The sequence below is a fragment of the Streptomyces griseoloalbus genome (assembly GCA_014650015.1).
GTDB lineage: Bacteria > Actinomycetota > Actinomycetes > Streptomycetales > Streptomycetaceae > Streptomyces > Streptomyces griseoloalbus.
Window position 1 is genome coordinate 553,410 of record BMUD01000001.1, and the last position, 17,543, is coordinate 570,952.

Here is a 17,543-nt window from a genome sequence, read left to right on the forward strand (position 1 = left end):
AATGGATGCCATGAGTCTGTTCCGCGACGACGGCATCGTGCTGCGCACCCAGAAGCTGGGTGAGGCGGACCGGATCATCACACTGCTCACGCGTGGTCACGGGCGGGTGCGCGCCGTGGCGAGGGGCGTGCGCCGGACGAAGTCGAAGTTCGGTGCGCGCCTCGAACCGTTCTCGCACGTGGACGTGCAGTTCTTCTCGAGGGGGAGCGAGCTGATCGGCCGCGGCCTGCCGCTGTGCACGCAGAGCGAGACGATCGCGCCGTACGGCGGCGCCATCGTCACCGACTACGGGCGCTACACCGCCGGGACGGCCATGCTGGAGACCGCCGAGCGGTTCACCGACCACGAGGGGGAGCCGGCGGTGCAGCAGTATCTGCTGCTGGTCGGGGCCCTGCGGACGCTGGCCCGGGGCGAGCACGCGCCGCATCTCGTCCTCGACGCGTTCCTGCTGCGCTCCCTCGCCGTCAACGGGTACGCGCCCAGCTTCACCGACTGCGCGAAGTGCGGGATGCCCGGACCGAACCGGTTCTTCTCGGTCGCGTCCGGCGGTTCCGTCTGCGCCGACTGCCGGGTGCCCGGCAGCGTCGTACCCTCGCCGCAGGCCGTGGAACTCCTCGGAGCGCTGCTCACGGGAGACTGGGAGACCGCCGACGCCTGCGAGGCGCGGTACGTGCGGGAGGGCAGCGGGCTGGTCTCCGCCTACCTGCACTGGCACCTGGAGCGCGGACTGCGCTCGCTGCGGTACGTCGAGAAGTAAGCACACAGCAACAGCCAGAGGAGACGAGAAGCACATGGTGGTACGCGGGTTCCTGGGGCGGCAGCGCCGGGAGTACAGGACACCGGAACCGCACCCCTCCGGCGCGCGGCCCCCGAAGCTCCCCGGGGAGCTGGTCCCGAACCATGTGGCGATCGTCATGGACGGCAACGGCCGGTGGGCGAAGGAGCGGGGGCTGCCGCGCACCGAGGGGCACAAGGTCGGGGCCGAGCGGGTGCTGGACGTGCTGCAGGGCGGGGTCGAGATGGGCGTGGGAGCCATCTCCCTCTACGCCTTCTCCACCGAGAACTGGAAGCGCTCGCCGGACGAGGTGCGCTTCCTGATGAACTTCAACCGCGACTTCATCCGCAAGACCCGGGACCAGCTCGACGAGCTGGGCATCCGGGTGCGCTGGGTGGGGCGGATGCCGAAGTTGTGGAAGTCGGTGGCCAAGGAGCTCCAGATCGCCCAGGAGCAGACGAAGGACAACGACCGGCTGACGCTGTACTTCTGTATGAACTACGGGGGGCGCGCGGAGATCGCGGATGCCGCGCAGGCGCTCGCCGAGGACGTGAGGGCCGGACGGCTCGACCCGTCGAAGGTCAACGAGAAGACGCTCCAGAAGTACATGTACTACCCGGACATGCCGGACGTGGACCTGTTCCTGCGGCCGAGCGGCGAGCAGCGCACGTCGAACTACCTGCTGTGGCAGAGCGCGTACGCGGAGATGGTCTTCCAGGACGTGCTGTGGCCGGACTTCGACCGCCGTGACCTGTGGCGGGCCTGTCTCGAATTCGCCTCCCGCGACCGCCGCTTCGGCGGTGCGATCCCCAACGAGGAACTGCTGGCCATGGAGGGCAGGCAGCCTCGGGGCTGACCTCGGACGCTAGGGTTCCGCCCATGGTTCACCAGGGGCGGGACATCATTCAGGACAGTGGCACCGACGCCGTCGGGCTGGCCTTCCGGCCGACGCGCACCGACATCCTCCGGGGCATCCAGGTCCGTGAGCGCGTGCGCGGGCTGACACCGGTGCGGTGGACGTTCACCGTGCTGTTCGCCGGGTTCGCCGCCTTCACCGCGCTGGGAGGGGCGGACGCCGCGGTGCTGACCGTGCTCTCGCTGCTGACCGCGGTCCTGATCTGGGGCACGCCCCGGCTCCAGGCCAACCATGTGTTCCGCACCGTCTCGTGGCAGGGCGAGTACCGCGCCACGGTGACCGACGCCGGGATCACGATCGAGACCGAGCACACGACGCTGGTGCAGCGCTGGACGCTGTTCCGCGGCTACCGCGAGACCCCCGAGCACCTGGTGCTGCTCAGCCGCGACCCGAACATCCTGGTCCTGGAGGTCGCCCCCAAGCGCGGCCTGCGCGGCGAGGAGGACCTCCAGCGGCTGCGGGCCCTGCTCGACCGTCACCTCTCACGCGCATGACGGCCCCCCGTGCCCCCGTGCCGCGCGGGCGGTGCGGGGGTGCGCGGCGGCGCCGTCCTCGCCTTCGCGTGCCTTGCCGTGCTCCTCGGTTTCGGCAGCACGGTGGAGATGGAGTCGTTCCCTGGCCCGCGGGAGAACCTGGGGCCGGTCGCCGTGTACCTGACGGTGTGCGCGGCGCTGCTCGCCGCCCGCGGACTGACGCTGACCGGGCGGCGGTCGAGGGCGGGGTGGGCGGCCGTCGTCGTCATCGGGTCCCTCGTCGTGGCGCGGGCCCGGACGCTCGCGCCGATGCCGCACTGCTGGTCCTACGGCAGCGTGGGGCGGAACGACGACGGCTCCCACTCCTGCGTGAACCGCGGCGACATGCTGCCCTGAGGGCCTGCCGCCGCCGCGGTCTCAGTCGCCGTCCGCGGCCGACGCGCACTCCGCGCACGTGCCGAAGACCTCGACCGTGTGCGCCACGTTGACGTAACCGTGCTCGGCGGCGACGGCCTCGGCCCACTTCTCCACGGCCGGGCCCTCCACCTCCACCGCCTTGCCGCAGTTGCGGCAGACCAGGTGGTGATGATGGTCGCCGGTGGAGCAGCGGCGGTAGACGGACTCGCCGTCGGCGGTGCGCAGGACATCGACCTCGCCGGCGTCGGCGAGGGACTGCAGCGTGCGGTAGACCGTGGTGAGCCCGACCGAGTCGCCCTTGTGCTTGAGCATGTCATGGAGGTCCTGCGCGCTGCGGAACTCGTCGACCTCCTGAAGGCACGCCGCCACGGCGGCACGCTGCCGGGTGGAGCGGCCCTTCACGGGCGGTCCTGCGGTCGTCACGGGAATGCCTCCTCACATCTGGCCTCTGCCCGGGCCATTGTGCCAGTCCGGGCGGAGGGCGGTCAGGCGCCGACCTCGTCGCGCCCCTTGCGGCCGGCCGGGATGGCGCACTCGGCGGGATCGCCGCCGGGTTGCGCGGCGGCCAGGGCCCGGGCGCGGCGCCGGGTCAGCGGGGTGGCCAGCAGGGTCAGGGCGATGAACGTGGCGATCGTCAGCAGCACGATCGTCGCGCCGGGCGGCACGTCCTGGTAGTACGAGGTGACCGTGCCGCCGAGGGTCGCGCTCACGCCGATGGCGACGGCGATGGCGAAGGTGGCGGCGAAGCTGCGGGTGAGCTGCTGGGCCGCCGCGACGGGCACCACCATGAGCGCGCTCACCAGGAGCAGGCCGACCACGCGCATCGCGACCGAGACCGTCACCGCCGCCGTGATCGCCGTCAGCAGGTTGAGGAACCGCACCGGCAGGCCCGTCACCCGGGCGAACTCCTCGTCCTGGCTGACCGCGAACAGCTGCCGGCGCAGACCGACGGTGACCAGGACCACGAAGGCGGCCAGCAGGCAGATCGCGGTCACATCGGACTCGGAGACCGTGGACAGGGAGCCGAAGAGGAACGAGGAGAGGTTCGTGGTGGAGCCGCCGGGGGCGAGGTTGATGAACATCACGCCGCCCGCCATACCGCCGTAGAAGAGCATCGCGAGGGCGATGTCGCCGCGGGTCCTGGCGTACCAGCGGACCAGCTCCATGAAGACGGCGCCGAGGACGGAGACCAGCGTCGCCATCCACACCGGGGACCAGGTGAGCAGGAAGCCGAGGCCGACGCCGGTCATGGCGACGTGGCCGATGCCGTCGCCCATGAGGGCCTGGCGGCGCTGCACGAGGTAGATGCCGACGGCGGGGGCGGTGATGCCGACCAGGACGGCGGCGAGCAGCGCCCGCTGCATGAAGGCGTAGTTCAGGATCTCCATCAGCTGAGCAGTCCCGTGCGGATCGGTTCGGCGCCCGCCGGTGCGTGCGGGTGTACGTGGTCGTGGCCGGGCAGCGCGTGCTGGCCGAGGGCCTTCGGGGGCGGGCCGTCGTGCAGGACGCAGCCGTCGCGCAGGACGATCGCCCGGTCGATCAGGGGCTCCAGCGGGCCCAGCTCGTGCAGGACGAGCAGGACGGTGGCGCCCTCGGAGACCTGGTGCCGCAGCGTTTCGGCGAGGACTTCCTGGCTGACCAGGTCGACGCCGGCCATCGGCTCGTCCATGATCAGCAGTTCGGGTCCGGCGGCGAGGGCGCGGGCGATCAGCACCCGCTGGTGCTGGCCGCCGGAGAGGGCGTCGACGGCGTCCTTGGCGCGGTCCGCCAGGCCGACCAGCTCCAGCGCGCCGCGCACCGCCTCGCGGTCGGCCTTGCGGAAGACGCCGAACCGGGTGCGGGCCAGGCGGCCGGAGGAGACGACCTCGGTCACGGTGGCCGGGACGCCGCCCGCGGCGGTGGTGCGCTGCGGGACGTAGCCCACACGCGCCCAGTCGCGGAACCGGCGCTGCGGGGTGCCGAACAGCTCGATCTCGCCGGCGGCGGCCGGCACCTGGCCGATGACGCTGCGCACGGCCGTCGACTTGCCCGAGCCGTTGGCGCCGAGCAGGGCGACGACCTCACCGCGGTGCACGGTGAGGTCGATGCCGCGCAGGACGGGACGCGAGCCGAGTTCTGCGCGGACGCCGCGCAGGGCGATGACGGGCTCCGTCATGCTGCCCTCCTCCAAGGGGTCGGTCACTTGGCTCCCAGGGCCGTCTGCAGGGCCTTGAGGTTGGCCTCCATGACCTGGAAGTAGTCGTCGCCGCGGGACTCGTCGGTGATGCCCTCGAGCGGGTCGAGGACGTCCGTCTTCAGTCCGGCGTCGCCGGCGAGGGTCTTGGCGGTCTTGTCGCTGACGAGCGTCTCGTGGAACACGGTGGTGACGCCGTCGGCCTTGGCCATCTTCTCAAGTTCCCTCACCCGCGCGCCGCTGGGCTCCGACTCGGGGTCCAGGCCGCTGATGGCCTCCTCGGTCAGGCCGTAGCGCTCGGCGAGGTAGCCGAAGGCGGCGTGCGTGGTGATGAAGACGTCGGTCTTCTTGTCCTTCAGGCCGGTCCGGAAGGCGGTGTCGAGGTCGTCGAGCTTCTCGACCAGGGCCGCGGTGTTCTTCTTGTAGTCGGCGGCGTGGTCCGGGTCGGCCTTCTCGAAGGCCTTGCCGACGCCCTCGGCGACCTCGGCGTACTTCACCGGGTCGAGCCAGATGTGGGGGTCCTTGCCGCCCTCGGTCCCGTGGCTGTGGCCGTGCTCCTCCCCGGCGTGCTCCTCCCCGGCGTGCTCGTCCTCGTGGGCGTGCTCCTCCTCGCCCTCGTGGCCGTGCTCGTCCGCGTGCTCCCCGGCGGAATCCTCCGCGTGGCCGCCGACCTCGGCGCCGTGCGCCTCCAGGGAGGTCAGGGTGGCCGCGTCGATCTTCGTCTTGACCTCGGACTGGCCGATGGCCTCGTCGACGGAGGGCTGCAGGCCCTTGAGGTAGAGCGCCGCGTCGGACTCCTGGAGCTGCGCGGTCTGCCGGGCGCTGATCTCCAGGTCGTGCGGCTCCTGGCCGGGCTCGGTGAGGCTGGTGACGTTGACGTGGTCGCCGCCGATCTGCTCGGCGAGGAAGGCCATCGGGTAGAACGACGCGACGACATCGAACCTGTCGGTGCTGCCCGCGGCGGCGCTGTCGGAGGAGCAGGCGGTCAGGGTGCCGAGGCCGAGGGCGGTGACCGCGGCCAGCGCGACCCCGGATATGTGGTGTCGTCGTACGTTCATGACAGTCATTTTCAACAAATATGGAAACCGTTGTCAACAAAGCACGTGAGAGGCCTGTAGAGGGCACCGATTTGGTCGAGGGGCGGCCCCCGCCGGTAACCTGAAGCATTCGCTGGAAGCATCTCGCTTCGTCGCCCGTCGTCGTAATGAAGAGAGCACCGTGGCCGCCGACAAGATCGACACCATCGTCAGCCTGAGCAAGCGCCGTGGCTTCGTTTTCCCTTGTAGTGAGATCTACGGCGGCCAGCGTGCCGCCTGGGACTACGGGCCGCTGGGTGTCGAGCTCAAGGAGAACCTGAAGCGCCAGTGGTGGCGCTACATGGTGACGTCGCGCGAGGACGTGGTCGGTATCGACTCGTCCGTCATCCTGGCCCCCGAGGTGTGGGTGGCCTCCGGCCACGTCGCCACCTTCACGGACCCGCTGACCGAGTGCACCTCCTGCCACAAGCGGTTCCGCGCGGACCACCTGGAGGAGGCGTACGAGGAGAAGAAGGGTCACGCCCCTACGAACGGCCTCGCCGACCTCAACTGCCCCAACTGCGGCAACAAGGGCACCTTCACCGAGCCCAAGCAGTTCTCGGGTCTGCTCTCCACCCACCTCGGTCCGACGCAGGACTCCGGTTCCATCGCCTACCTGCGCCCCGAGACCGCCCAGGGCATCTTCACCAACTTCGGCCAGGTGCAGACCACTTCGCGCCGCAAGCCGCCGTTCGGTATCGCCCAGATGGGCAAGTCCTTCCGCAACGAGATCACGCCCGGCAACTTCATCTTCCGCACCCGCGAGTTCGAGCAGATGGAGATGGAGTTCTTCGTCAAGCCGGGCGAGGACGAGAAGTGGCAGGAGTACTGGATGGAGCAGCGCTGGAACTGGTACACCGGCCTGGGCATGAGCGAGGAGAACATGCGGTGGTACGAGCACCCGAAGGAGAAGCTCTCCCACTACTCCAAGCGCACCGCTGACATCGAGTACCGCTTCCAGTTCGGCGGCAGCGAGTGGGGCGAGCTGGAGGGTGTCGCCAACCGCACCGACTACGACCTCGGCGCCCACTCCAAGGCCTCCGGCCAGGACCTCTCCTACTTCGACCAGGAGGCCGGCGAGCGCTGGACTCCGTACGTCATCGAGCCGGCGGCCGGTGTCGGCCGGGCGATGCTCGCCTTCCTCCTCGACGCCTACGTCGAGGACGAGGCGCCCAACGCCAAGGGCAAGATGGAGAAGCGGACCGTGCTGCGGCTCGACCACCGCCTCGCCCCGGTCAAGGTCGCGGTGCTCCCGCTGTCCCGCAACCCCGAGCTGTCCCCGAAGGCCAAGGGGCTCGCGCAGGCGCTGCGGCAGAACTGGAACATCGACTTCGACGACGCCGGCGCCATCGGCCGCCGCTACCGCCGCCAGGACGAGATCGGTACGCCGTTCTGCGTGACCGTCGACTTCGACACGCTGGACGACAACGCGGTGACGGTGCGCGAGCGCGACACCATGAAGCAGGAGCGCGTCTCGCTGGACCAGATCGAGGGCTACCTGGCCTCGCGACTGATCGGCGCCTAGAGGGCCTGTCTGACCATTCCCGCCGCCCTGCGGGCGACGACGCGAATGGTCAGACCGGCTTTAGCTCCCAGCCGGCGCACGCCGGGCGGCACTTCGGCCCCCGATACGGACCCGTCAGTGGTCCCGTATCGGGGGCCTTCGCGTTCCCGGGACGCGGTGCTGACACATGACAGCTGACAGATATTGAAATCTGTCAGCTGTCATGCGAGAGTAGGGGTACGCCACCGCGGACCCCACCCCCGTCTAAGGAGCACCCATGGACACCCGTCCCCTCGGAACCACCGGCCCCCAGGTCTCCGCCCTCGGCCTCGGCTGCATGGGCATGTCCGCGCTGTACGGCGACGCGGACCGGAGCGAGGCCGTCGCCACGGTCCACGCCGCCCTGGAAGCGGGCGTGACCCTGCTCGACACCGGCGACTTCTACGCCATGGGCCACAACGAGATGCTGATCGGCGAGGCGCTGCGCACCGCCCCCGCCGGCCTGCGCGAACAGGCCCTGACCAGTGTCAAGTTCGGTGCGCTGCGCGACCCGGACGGCAACTGGGGCGGCGTCGACGGCCGCCCGGCCGCGGTGCGGAACTTCGCCGCGTACTCGCTCCAGCGCCTGGGCGTCGACCACATCGACGTCTACCGGATCGCCCGCGCCGACCCGGACGTGCCGATCGAGGAGACCGTCGGCGCGATCGCCGAACTGGTCGAGAAGGGGTACGTGCGGCACATCGGCCTGAGCGAGGTGGGCGCCGACACCATCCGCCGGGCCGCCGCCACCGCCCCCATCTCGGACCTGCAGATCGAGTACTCGCTGGTGTCCCGCGCCATCGAGGAGCAGATCCTGCCGACCACCCGTGAGCTGGGCATCGGCGTCACCGCGTACGGAGTCCTCTCGCGCGGGCTGATCTCCGGCCACTTCAGCGCGGACCGCACGCTCGCCGTGAACGACTTCCGGGCGCACTCGCCCCGCTTCCAGGGCGACAACCTCCGGCACAACCTGACCCTCGTCGAGGCCCTGCGCGAGGTCGCCGAGCACAAGGGCGTCTCGGTCGCCCAGATCGCGATCGCCTGGGTGCTGTCCCGGGGCGAGGACATCGTGCCGCTGGTCGGCGCCCGCACCCGGGAGCGGCTGACGGAGTCACTGGGGGCACTCGACGTCACGCTCGACGCCGCCGACCTCGCGGCGATCGAGCGGGCCGTGCCGGCGGGCTCGGCGGCGGGCGACCGCTACCCGGCGCCGCAGATGGCACACCTCGGCACCACGGAGTGATCCGGCTGCCGGGTACGGTCTAGGCATGGCAGCGACCGAGCCCCTGACCGCCGAGCGCATCCTCCGGGCGACCGAGGAGGTGCTGCGCCGCCACGGCCCGGCGAAGGCCACCGTGGTGGACGTGGCCCGCGCGCTCGGCGTCAGCCACGGCAGCGTCTACCGGCACTTCCGTACGAAGGCGGCGTTGCGGGAAGCGGTCACCAAGCGCTGGCTGGACCGCACGTCCGAGGCGCTGAGCGGGATCGCCGCCGACGCGGACCGGGACCCGGAGTCCCGGCTGCGCGACTGGCTCGCCACCCTGTTCGCGGCCAAGCGCCGCAAGGCGGGCGACGACCCCGAACTGTTCGCCACGTACTCCGTCCTCGCCGGTGAGCAGGGCGAGGCGGTCGCCGAGCACATCGCCGATCTGACGGGCCAGTTGACCCGCATCGTCGCCGCCGGCGTGGACGCGGGCGCCTTCCGCGCCGCCGACCCGGAGGCCACGGCCTGGGCCGTGTTCCGGGCCACGGCCTGCTTCCACGATCCCGCCTACGCCCCGGAGTGGAAGACCCCCGGGGCGGACGCCGACTTCGCGGCGCTCGTGGACCTGCTGGTGCAGGGTCTGCGGGCCTGAGCGCTCACGCCCGCGCCGGATCCACCGTCGCCTGGTGCGCCTGGGCCAGATGCTCCTGCGCCTTGAGCCACGGCAGGAACTGGGCGCCTCTGCGCCAGCCGCACGTGTCACATCTGATCGTGCGCCGCACACCGGTGCGCTGGACGTGTACGACGTGTGCGCGGCCGTGGAGATCCCAGCGGCTCACCTTGCTCGAGTCGATCTGCGGCATGACTCCTCCGGCATCCGCGTGGGGTGTCGCCGTTCGTCTGCCCCCGTTCGGGGACGACATGGAATGTGCGCCATCGCCGATTCGCCGGCCGATGTGATGTGCAGCGGTGTGCAGGTCCATCAGCAGGTGCCCGGCAGCGCCGGCGCCGAGGCCTGGGACGCCTACGGCCGGTCCACCCTGGCGACCGGCCCGGTCATGCGGGAGCGGGTGCGGGCGCACCCCCTGTGGTGGCCCCGGCTCGTCGAGCTGTTGCCGGGGGGCCGATCACGCGCCGGCGCCCGCGGGTTGGCGGATCTCCGCCGACTCCAGCCGCTCGGCAGTGCGCTCCGCGGTCCCGCGGGCCCAGCGGCCCGACGTCAGCGCGCCCACCAGCAGGACCGCCAGACCGCACGCGGCGAGGATCCACCACCCGGGCCGTGCGGCGGGGACGAAGGCGTCCGCGTACGACGACGAGCCGACGCCGGCCGCCAGTACCGCGCCGATCACCGCCACGCCCAGTGCCTGGCCCAGCTGGCGGCTGGTGGACGCGACGGCCGAGGCCACCCCGGCCTGCGCGGTCGGCATGCCGGAGACGGCGGTGTTGGTGATGGGGGCGTTGACGAAGCCGAAGCCGATGCCGAACAGGACGTAGCCGACGAAGAGGGTGACGTTCGAGGTCTCGGCCTCGAAGAGGGCGAAGAGGAGCCCGCTCGCCGTCATCGCGGCGCCGGCGATCAGCAGCGGCAGGCGCGGGCCCCGGCTGCCGACCACACGGCCGGAGAGCGGGGCGCACACGAAGGTCGGGACGGCCATCGGGAGCATCCCCAGGCCCGCGTCCAGGGCGCTCAGGCCCCGTACGTTCTGCAGGTACAGCGTGGACAGGAAGAGGAAGCCGCCGAGCGCCGCGAACGCGCTCATCGCGATCACCGTGGCCCCGCTGAACGGAGCGGAGCGGAAGAATCGCAGGTCGATGAGGGGTTCACGGCGGCGGGGCTCGTACATCAGGAGGGCGAGCAGGGCGACGAGTGCCACGGCGGCGCACGGGGCGATCACCGGGAGGGCGGCATGCGGCGCCTCGATGATCGCGTACGTGAGGGAGCCGAAGAGGGCGATCACCAGGAGCTGTCCGACCGGGTCCGGGCGGCGGGCCTTGGGAGCGCGGGACTCCGGGACGAAACGCCAGGTGAGCAGCAGGGCGGCCAGGCCCACCGGCAGATTGACCCAGAAGATGGAGCGCCAGCCCACCGACTCCACCAGCAGACCCCCGACCAGGGGACCGGCGGCCATCGAGATGCCGACGACCGCACCCCACGCGCCGATCGCGCGAGCCCGCTCGCGCCGGTCGGTGAAGGTGTTGGTGATGATCGACATGGCGACCGGGTTGAGCATCGAGCCGCCCACCGCCTGCACCATCCGGAACACGACCAGCCACGACAGGTCCGGCGCCAGCGAGCACAGCAGCGAGCCGAGGGTGAAGACCACCAGGCCCGCCATGAACACCCGTTTGCGGCCGATCCGGTCGGCCGTGGAGCCCGCGAGCATCAGCAGCGAGGCCAGGACGAGCGTGTACGCGTCGATGGTCCACTGCAGGCCCGAGGTGCTCGCGTGGAACTCCCGCTGCATGGCGGGCAGGGCGACATTGAGGACCGTGTTGTCCAGGCTCACGATCAGCAGGCTCATGCAGCAGATCGCGAGCACCAGCATGCGTCGGCCGTGGCTGAGCTCGGGCATGGGCGACATCGTACGCGCGTTTCGATAGTGCGTCTAACTAATGACCGCTACACGGTCTTTGTGCCGCGGCGTGCCGGGTACCCCTCGGCGTGCGGGACAATGGGGCCATGTCCACGCCCCTGTCGACGATGAACCCGACCCTGCGGATCGGCCCGCACACCGTACAGCCGCCCGTCGTACTGGCCCCCATGGCCGGGATCACCAACGCGCCCTTCCGCACGCTGTGCCGAGAGTTCAGCGGGGGCAAGGGCCTGTTCGTCAGCGAGATGATCACCACCCGGGCGCTGGTCGAACGCAACGACAAGACGATGCAGCTGATCCGGTTCGACGCGAGCGAGCGGCCCCGCTCCATCCAGCTGTACGGCGTCGACCCGGCGACCGTCGGCAAGGCCGTCCGCATGATCGCGGAGGAGGACCTCGCCGACCACATCGACCTCAACTTCGGCTGCCCCGTGCCCAAGGTGACCCGCAAGGGCGGCGGCTCGGCCCTGCCCTACAAGCGGAACCTGCTGAGGTCCATCCTGCGCGAGGCGGTCAGCGGGGCCGGGGACCTGCCGGTGACGATGAAGATGCGCAAGGGCATCGACGACGACCACCTCACCTACCTGGACGCCGGCCGGATCGCCGTGGAGGAGGGCGTGACCGCCGTCGCGCTGCACGGCCGCACCGCCGCCCAGCACTACGGCGGCACCGCCGACTGGGAGGCCATCGCCCGGCTGAAGGAGCACGTCCCGGAGATCCCGGTGCTCGGCAACGGCGACATCTGGTCGGCCGAGGACGCACTGCGGATGGTGCGCGAGACGGGCTGCGACGGAGTGGTCGTGGGCCGGGGCTGCCTGGGCCGGCCGTGGCTCTTCGCGGATCTGGTCGCGGCCTTCGAGGGGCGTACGCAGGACCTCGCGCGGCCCACCCTCCGCGAGGTCGCCGACGTCATGGTCCGGCACGCCACGCTGCTCGGCGAGTGGCTCGGCGACGAGTCCCGGGGCGTGATCGACTTCCGCAAGCACGTCGCCTGGTACCTGAAGGGCTTCGCGGTCGGCTCCGAGATGCGCAAGCGGCTCGCGATCACCTCTTCGCTGGAGGCTCTGCGCGCCGGACTCGACGAGCTGGACCTCGACCAGCCCTGGCCGGTGGGCGCCGACGGCCCCCGCGGCCGTACGTCCGGCAACAACCGGGTGGTGCTGCCGGACGGCTGGCTGAAGGACCCGTACGACTGCGCGGGCGTCGGCGAGGAGGCCGAACTGGACACCTCCGGCGGCTGAGCCGAGCGGTACGTCGGAAGGGGCCCGCGGCAATGAGCCGCGGGCCCCTTCCGTGGGCCCGGTGGTGGCGGACCCGGCGTGGGGGCCCGGGTCCGCCGCCCTTTCGTACGGGCGGGCCGGCCGGTGCGTTCACCGGAACGGGAAGGCCGGGCGCCGGGAGCGGTCGGCAATCGGGTGCCGAAAGCGGTCCTGGGGTGGTCCGGCATCGGGTGCCGGGAGTGGTCCGGAGTGGTCCGGCCTCGTGTCCCGACAGCGGTCCTGGAGTGGTCCGGCATCGGGTCCCGACAGCGGTCCGCATGGTGGAATCCGGCTGGCTGTGGCAGCGTGATTCTCGCCACCCTTGATAAGGGTTGCGCTCAGATGAGCGGATCATGAGCGGCTGCACTTCTCAAAGGGTGGCACTCAGTGCCACCCTTTGATCGTTCATCGAGCGAAATCAAACGTGGCGATTGCCGCTCACGTGAGCGGTAATCGGCGTCCGTGCGAGGTGATGCGTTCAAGAAGTGAAAACACTCGGCTGTGACCGCTTGCCAAGCTTTGACTTTCGATCCGCTGGCGGACGAGTGGTTACAGGCGCATGACGCGCGAGTAGACGTACCCAGGCGCCTTCGATCTGGGTATGTTCCTCGCCGTCAGGGCAGCCACCGCGTCCTCGAGGAGTCGAGACCCGTGTCGGAAAACAAAGATCCCCACGTAGCTCAGTCGGGCACGAGCGTTGAGAGCGTGAAGTTCGTCTACGACTTCACCGAGGGCAACAAGGACCTCAGGGACCTGCTCGGCGGCAAGGGTGCCAACCTCGCCGAGATGACCAACCTGGGCCTTCCCGTCCCGCCCGGCTTCACCATCACCACGGAGGCCTGCAAGGTCTACCTGGACAGTGGCGAGGAGCCCGCGGCACTGCGTGACGAGGTGAGTGCGCACCTCGACGCCCTCGAAGCGACCATGGGCAAGAAGCTCGGGCAGGCCGACGACCCCCTCCTCGTGTCGGTCCGCTCCGGGGCCAAGTTCTCCATGCCGGGCATGATGGACACCGTCCTCAACATCGGCCTCTCCGACCGGTCCGTGCAGGGCCTGGCCGAGCAGGCCGGCGACGACCGGTTCGCCTGGGACTCCTACCGGCGCCTCATCCAGATGTTCGGCAAGACCGTCCTCGGCGTCGACGGCGAGCTCTTCGAGGACGCGCTGGAGGCGGCGAAGACGGCCAAGAAGGTCACCGACGACACCGAGCTGGAGGCCGCCGACCTCAAGAAGCTCGTCACCAAGTTCAAGAAGATCGTCAAGACCGAGGCCGGCCGGGACTTCCCGCAGGACCCGCGCGAGCAGATGGACCTCGCCATCAAGGCGGTCTTCGACTCCTGGAACACCGACCGCGCCAAGCTCTACCGCCGCCAGGAACGCATCCCGCACGACCTCGGCACCGCCGTCAACGTCTGCTCCATGGTCTTCGGTAACCTCGGCCCGGACTCCGGCACCGGTGTCGCCTTCACCCGCGACCCCGCCTCCGGCCACCAGGGCGTCTACGGCGACTACCTGCAGAACGCGCAGGGCGAGGACGTGGTCGCGGGCATCCGCAACACCGTGCCGCTCGCGGAACTGGAGTCGATCGACAAGAAGTCGTACGACCAGCTGATGCAGATCATGGAGACCCTGGAGAACCACTACAAGGATCTCTGCGACATCGAGTTCACCATCGAGCGCGGCCAGCTGTGGATGCTCCAGACCCGCGTCGGCAAGCGGACGGCGGGCGCGGCCTTCCGCATCGCCACACAGCTGGTGGACCAGGGCCTGATCGACGAGGCCGAGGCGCTCACCCGCGTCAACGGCGCCCAGCTCGCCCAGCTGATGTTCCCCCGCTTCGACGAGGACGCGAAGGTGGAGCAGGTCGGCCGCGGCATCGCCGCCTCCCCGGGCGCGGCCGTCGGCAAGGCGGTCTTCGACTCCTACACCGCCGTCAAGTGGTCCCGTTCCGGCGAGAAGGTCATCCTGATCCGCCGGGAGACCAACCCGGACGACCTGGACGGCATGATCGCGGCCGAGGGCATCCTCACCTCCCGCGGCGGCAAGACCTCCCACGCGGCCGTGGTCGCCCGCGGCATGGGCAAGACCTGTGTGTGCGGCGCGGAGGAGCTCGAGGTCGACACCAAGCGCCGCCGGATGACCGTCCCCGGCGGGCACGTGGTCGAGGAGGGCGACGTCGTCTCCATCGACGGCTCCACGGGCAAGGTCTACCTCGGCGAGGTCCCGGTCGTCCCGTCCCCGGTCGTGGAGTACTTCGAGGGCCGGATGCACCCGGGCGCCGACGACGCCGACGAGCTGGTCGAGGCCGTGCACCGGATGATGGCCTTCGCCGACCGCAAGCGCCGGCTGCGCGTGCGCGCCAACGCCGACAACGCCGAGGACGCGCTGCGCGCCCGCCGTTTCGGCGCCCAGGGCATCGGTCTGTGCCGTACGGAGCACATGTTCCTCGGCGACCGGCGCGAGCTGGTGGAGCGGCTGATCCTGGCCGACACCGAGGCCGAGCGCGAGGAGTCCCTCAAGGCCCTGCTCCCGCTGCAGAAGCGGGACTTCGTCGAGCTGTTCGAGGCGATGGACGGCCTGCCGGTCACCATCCGCCTCCTCGACCCGCCGCTGCACGAGTTCCTGCCCGACATCACCGAGCTGTCGGTCCGTGTCGCCCTCGCCGAGTCCCGCCAGGAGCCGCACGAGAACGAACTGCGCCTCCTTCAGGCCGTGCACCGCCTCCACGAGCAGAACCCGATGCTGGGCCTGCGCGGAGTGAGGCTCGGCCTGGTCATCCCCGGCCTGTTCACCATGCAGGTACGGGCCATCGCGGAGGCGGCGGCCGAGCGCAGGGCGGCCAAGGCCGACCCGCGCGCGGAGATCATGATCCCGCTGGTCGGCACGGTCCAGGAGCTGGAGATCGTCCGCGAGGAGGCCGACAAGGTCATCGCCGAGGTCGAGGCGGCCACCGGCACCGCACTCAAGCTGGCCATCGGCACGATGATCGAGCTGCCACGCGCCGCGCTGACCGCCGGCCAGATCGCGGAGGCGGCGGAGTTCTTCTCCTTCGGCACCAACGACCTCACCCAGACTGTGTGGGGCTTCTCCCGGGACGACGTGGAGGCCAGCTTCTTCACGGCCTACCTGGAGAAGGGCATCTTCGGGGTGTCGCCGTTCGAGACCATCGACAAGGACGGCGTCGGCTCCCTGGTGAAGCTCGCCGCCCAGGCCGGCCGCGCGACCCGCCCGGACCTCAAGCTCGGCGTCTGCGGCGAGCACGGCGGCGACCCGGAGTCGGTCCACTTCTTCCACGAGGTCGGCCTGGACTACGTCTCCTGCTCCCCGTTCCGCATCCCGGTCGCCCGCCTGGAGGCCGGCCGGGCGGCGGTCACATCGACGGGAAGCGACCACCGCTGAGCCCTCCGGGGCGGCGCGAGGCCCCGGAGCCGTTGTCTGTCACCCGACCCTCACCGATCGGCAACGGCTCCGGATCACGAAAGAGAGGGCGGCACCCTGTGCGGGGGTGCCGCCCTCTCGGCCGAGAGGAACGGCCCCTTTACATGCGGGTGGCGCGGATCATCACCGTAAGGACCGGCGAGGCCGGTGAGGGCCGGCTCTGCCCGATGTCCTGGTACCTCCAGGACCGGTAGAGCGCGTGCACCTTCCCCTCACCGGCTGCCGGATTGACCATGAGCGTCACGTAGGGCTCGAGACGGGTGGCGAGGAAGGCATCGTGCATGCGCTGGGCGGTGCCCGTCTTCCGCCAGGCCGGCCGTAGTCCGATTTCCTTCAAGGCCACGGCCGGGCGGCTGGTGTACTCCTGCGCCGGCTCCGGGGCAGTGCGCTGCCAGTACCGGTCACCTCGCTCGATGCGGTTGCCGTAGACGTACCCGACAGGGTGACCGCCCGCGTACGCGAGGACGGCCGCGAATCCGGGTTCGGCGCCGTGCCGGTCGAGCCGTTCACCGAACGCGGTGACCGCGTAGTTCGGCAGGTGGAGCAGAGGGGCGCGCACCTCCGCGTACACGTCGATCAGGTCGCCGCGGACCGGTTCCAGCTTCGTGAACGTGCGCAGTTCCGTTGTGTGTGCCGTGGTCATGCGGCGGTCCTCCAGGCGTCACGGGCGTGCTCGGTCCAGGCATGCGCGGCTCCGCTCCCCGGCGCCTTGGCACGCAGGGCGGCCCCGAATTCCTGAAGCATGCGGGAGACGCGGGCGTGCTGGGTAGCGGCGTCGGCAGGGATCTTCATCGCGGTTGCGGTAGCGGTTTCGAAGTCTCCCTGGGCGAGCTGGGCATGCGCGAGGCGCGTGGTGGTGAGGGCGTGGGACCGTCGCATGTGGGGGCGCAGGGCGGAAAGGCAGCGGTGCGCGTGAAGTTCGGCAGTCGGGTAGTCGCCGAGCGCGAGGTTGGCGGACAACGCGAGCGAGTCCAATTCGGCCTCATCGTAAAAGGCGAGCAGCCACACCGGCCGGTAGTCGTCGGGGTTGGCGCGCTGCATGGCCTCCCGTGCTTGGTCGAACGCGCGGCGGGTGCCGGTGCGGTCCTGGGCTGCGCCGTGGATGGCTGCCTGCCGGGCCAGGCCCAGGGAGGCGAACATGGGGTCGCGGCGTGTGATGTGGAGGTTGCGCGCGACGTCGTTGGTGGCGAAGGCGTCGGCGGGGCGGCCCATGTGCCGGTACATGGCCCCGGCGTGGCTCCAAATGCGGAACTTGATGGCCTGATCGCCGGACATTTCGGCGAGAGCCTGGGCCTCGCGCATGTGCGTCTTCGCATCGTCGTAGCGGCGGCCGTCGATTGCTGCCCACATGGCGGAGGAGCGAAATGACGCCGCGCAGGCGTACAGGTTGCTGCGTACGCGCTGGGTGGCGCTGCCGGCACTCTGGAGGTTCAGTGCCTCGTCGGCGAGCGCGGCAGCCCGCTGTTCGATGCCGAGTTGGCCGCCGTGGCGATGGTCGCTGGCGATGATCTCGGCGAAGCGCTGCTGTAGGCGGTCGACGTCGCTCATTGCGATTCGGCGAGGGGTGGCGGTGCCAGGGGCAGCTGCTGCTGCGGCGGCAGCCGCGATGCCGCCGACGAGGGTACGGCGCTTCATGTCGGGGTCCTCCTGTGGTGCGGCCGGGGTGGACGTGGCC

General features: G+C 70.6%; 17 protein-coding genes. 9 read left to right on the forward strand and 8 right to left on the reverse strand.

From position 1 onward, the window contains the following. Positions 1-10: 10 nt before the first annotated feature. The 4 genes from recO to IE178_RS02415 are packed head-to-tail and all read left to right on the forward strand — an operon-like array spanning position 11 to position 2,560. A complete protein-coding gene (gene recO, locus IE178_RS02400) occupies positions 11-757 on the forward strand; it encodes a DNA repair protein RecO (protein WP_184760703.1) in 747 nt (248 codons plus the stop codon). A 34-nt stretch (positions 758-791) separates the two neighbouring features. Continuing rightward, positions 792-1,631, forward strand: a complete 840-nt coding sequence (locus tag IE178_RS02405) for an isoprenyl transferase (RefSeq protein WP_184760704.1) — start codon at positions 792-794, stop codon at positions 1,629-1,631. A 23-nt stretch (positions 1,632-1,654) separates the two neighbouring features. Beyond that, on the forward strand, positions 1,655-2,185 hold the full coding sequence (locus IE178_RS02410) for a YcxB family protein (RefSeq protein WP_184760705.1): 531 nt from the start codon (positions 1,655-1,657) through the stop codon (positions 2,183-2,185). Positions 2,186-2,194: 9 nt separating this feature from the next. Then, positions 2,195-2,560 (forward strand): hypothetical protein, encoded by a 366-nt coding sequence (locus IE178_RS02415; protein WP_193511101.1) that lies wholly within the window; start codon positions 2,195-2,197, stop codon positions 2,558-2,560. Between the two features lie 21 nt (positions 2,561-2,581). Here IE178_RS02415 and IE178_RS02420 read toward each other — a convergent pair whose 3' ends face one another. From IE178_RS02420 to IE178_RS02435, 4 genes are all read right to left on the reverse strand, one after another. Then, a complete protein-coding gene (locus IE178_RS02420) occupies positions 2,582-3,004 on the reverse strand; it encodes a Fur family transcriptional regulator (protein ID WP_184760707.1) in 423 nt (140 codons plus the stop codon). A gap of 62 nt (positions 3,005-3,066) precedes the next feature. Next, positions 3,067-3,969 (reverse strand): metal ABC transporter permease, encoded by a 903-nt coding sequence (locus tag IE178_RS02425; RefSeq protein ID WP_193511102.1) that lies wholly within the window; start codon positions 3,967-3,969, stop codon positions 3,067-3,069. Continuing rightward, positions 3,969-4,736 carry a metal ABC transporter ATP-binding protein gene (locus IE178_RS02430; RefSeq protein ID WP_193511103.1) on the reverse strand — a complete coding sequence of 256 codons (768 nt, stop codon included), beginning with the start codon at positions 4,734-4,736 and terminating at the stop codon, positions 3,969-3,971. Before IE178_RS02430 ends, IE178_RS02425 begins: the two co-directional genes overlap by 1 nt. A 23-nt stretch (positions 4,737-4,759) precedes the next feature. Then, positions 4,760-5,812: a metal ABC transporter substrate-binding protein gene (locus IE178_RS02435; RefSeq protein ID WP_193511104.1), complete on the reverse strand. Its 1,053-nt coding sequence runs from the start codon at positions 5,810-5,812 to the stop codon at positions 4,760-4,762. A 160-nt stretch (positions 5,813-5,972) separates the two neighbouring features. Here IE178_RS02435 and IE178_RS02440 point away from each other — a divergent pair, with 160 nt between their 5' ends. The 3 genes from IE178_RS02440 to IE178_RS02450 all read left to right on the forward strand — a co-directional run bounded on the left by IE178_RS02440 (position 5,973) and on the right by IE178_RS02450 (position 9,229). After that, positions 5,973-7,355 carry a glycine--tRNA ligase gene (locus tag IE178_RS02440; protein ID WP_193511105.1) on the forward strand — a complete coding sequence of 461 codons (1,383 nt, stop codon included), beginning with the start codon at positions 5,973-5,975 and terminating at the stop codon, positions 7,353-7,355. A 256-nt stretch (positions 7,356-7,611) separates the two neighbouring features. Beyond that, positions 7,612-8,616, forward strand: a complete 1,005-nt coding sequence (locus IE178_RS02445; protein WP_193511106.1) for an aldo/keto reductase — start codon at positions 7,612-7,614, stop codon at positions 8,614-8,616. A 25-nt stretch (positions 8,617-8,641) separates the two neighbouring features. Next, positions 8,642-9,229 (forward strand): TetR/AcrR family transcriptional regulator, encoded by a 588-nt coding sequence (locus IE178_RS02450; RefSeq protein ID WP_184760713.1) that lies wholly within the window; start codon positions 8,642-8,644, stop codon positions 9,227-9,229. A gap of 4 nt (positions 9,230-9,233) precedes the next feature. Here IE178_RS02450 and IE178_RS02455 read toward each other — a convergent pair whose 3' ends face one another. Together IE178_RS02455 and IE178_RS02460 are read right to left on the reverse strand one after the other, a co-directional pair. Next, positions 9,234-9,440, reverse strand: a complete 207-nt coding sequence (locus IE178_RS02455) for a hypothetical protein (protein ID WP_193511107.1) — start codon at positions 9,438-9,440, stop codon at positions 9,234-9,236. A gap of 264 nt (positions 9,441-9,704) precedes the next feature. Next, complete coding sequence (locus tag IE178_RS02460) at positions 9,705-11,150, reverse strand: MFS transporter (RefSeq protein ID WP_193511108.1); 1,446 nt, start codon at positions 11,148-11,150, stop codon at positions 9,705-9,707. A gap of 107 nt (positions 11,151-11,257) precedes the next feature. Between IE178_RS02460 and dusB the strand changes: the two genes are divergently transcribed. Beyond that, the gene (gene dusB, locus IE178_RS02465; protein WP_318279796.1) at positions 11,258-12,412 is read left to right on the forward strand and encodes a tRNA dihydrouridine synthase DusB; all 1,155 of its coding nucleotides are present in this window, start codon (positions 11,258-11,260) and stop codon (positions 12,410-12,412) included. Positions 12,413-13,081: 669 nt separating this feature from the next. Further along, complete coding sequence (gene ppdK, locus IE178_RS02470) at positions 13,082-15,829, forward strand: pyruvate, phosphate dikinase (RefSeq protein ID WP_193511109.1); 2,748 nt, start codon at positions 13,082-13,084, stop codon at positions 15,827-15,829. Positions 15,830-15,968: 139 nt separating this feature from the next. Here the strand turns inward: ppdK and IE178_RS02475 are convergent, their stop codons facing one another. Both IE178_RS02475 and IE178_RS02480 read right to left on the reverse strand, forming a co-directional pair. Beyond that, positions 15,969-16,511 (reverse strand): GNAT family N-acetyltransferase, encoded by a 543-nt coding sequence (locus IE178_RS02475; protein WP_193511110.1) that lies wholly within the window; start codon positions 16,509-16,511, stop codon positions 15,969-15,971. Then, entirely contained in the window at positions 16,508-17,503 is a 996-nt protein-coding gene (locus IE178_RS02480) for an NsdA family TPR-like regulatory protein (protein ID WP_193511111.1), read from the reverse strand. The genes IE178_RS02475 and IE178_RS02480 overlap by 4 nt, the downstream gene beginning before the upstream one ends. Between the last annotated feature and the right edge of the window lie 40 nt (positions 17,504-17,543).

Bases quoted from the DNA above. Each gene is read 5' to 3' on its own strand.
- recO (WP_184760703.1), top strand. From the start codon at position 11: ATGAGTCTGTTCCGCGACGACGGCATCGTGCTGCGCACCCAGAAGCTG.
- IE178_RS02480 (WP_193511111.1), bottom strand. From the start codon at position 17,503: ATGAAGCGCCGTACCCTCGTCGGCGGCATCGCGGCTGCCGCCGCAGCA.
- IE178_RS02410 (WP_184760705.1), top strand. From the start codon at position 1,655: ATGGTTCACCAGGGGCGGGACATCATTCAGGACAGTGGCACCGACGCC.
- dusB (WP_318279796.1), top strand. From the start codon at position 11,258: ATGTCCACGCCCCTGTCGACGATGAACCCGACCCTGCGGATCGGCCCG.
- IE178_RS02460 (WP_193511108.1), bottom strand. From the start codon at position 11,150: ATGCCCGAGCTCAGCCACGGCCGACGCATGCTGGTGCTCGCGATCTGC.
- IE178_RS02435 (WP_193511104.1), bottom strand. From the start codon at position 5,812: ATGAACGTACGACGACACCACATATCCGGGGTCGCGCTGGCCGCGGTC.
- IE178_RS02455 (WP_193511107.1), bottom strand. From the start codon at position 9,440: ATGCCGCAGATCGACTCGAGCAAGGTGAGCCGCTGGGATCTCCACGGC.
- IE178_RS02425 (WP_193511102.1), bottom strand. From the start codon at position 3,969: ATGGAGATCCTGAACTACGCCTTCATGCAGCGGGCGCTGCTCGCCGCC.
- IE178_RS02445 (WP_193511106.1), top strand. From the start codon at position 7,612: ATGGACACCCGTCCCCTCGGAACCACCGGCCCCCAGGTCTCCGCCCTC.
- IE178_RS02430 (WP_193511103.1), bottom strand. From the start codon at position 4,736: ATGACGGAGCCCGTCATCGCCCTGCGCGGCGTCCGCGCAGAACTCGGC.
- IE178_RS02475 (WP_193511110.1), bottom strand. From the start codon at position 16,511: ATGACCACGGCACACACAACGGAACTGCGCACGTTCACGAAGCTGGAA.
- IE178_RS02450 (WP_184760713.1), top strand. From the start codon at position 8,642: ATGGCAGCGACCGAGCCCCTGACCGCCGAGCGCATCCTCCGGGCGACC.
- IE178_RS02405 (WP_184760704.1), top strand. From the start codon at position 792: ATGGTGGTACGCGGGTTCCTGGGGCGGCAGCGCCGGGAGTACAGGACA.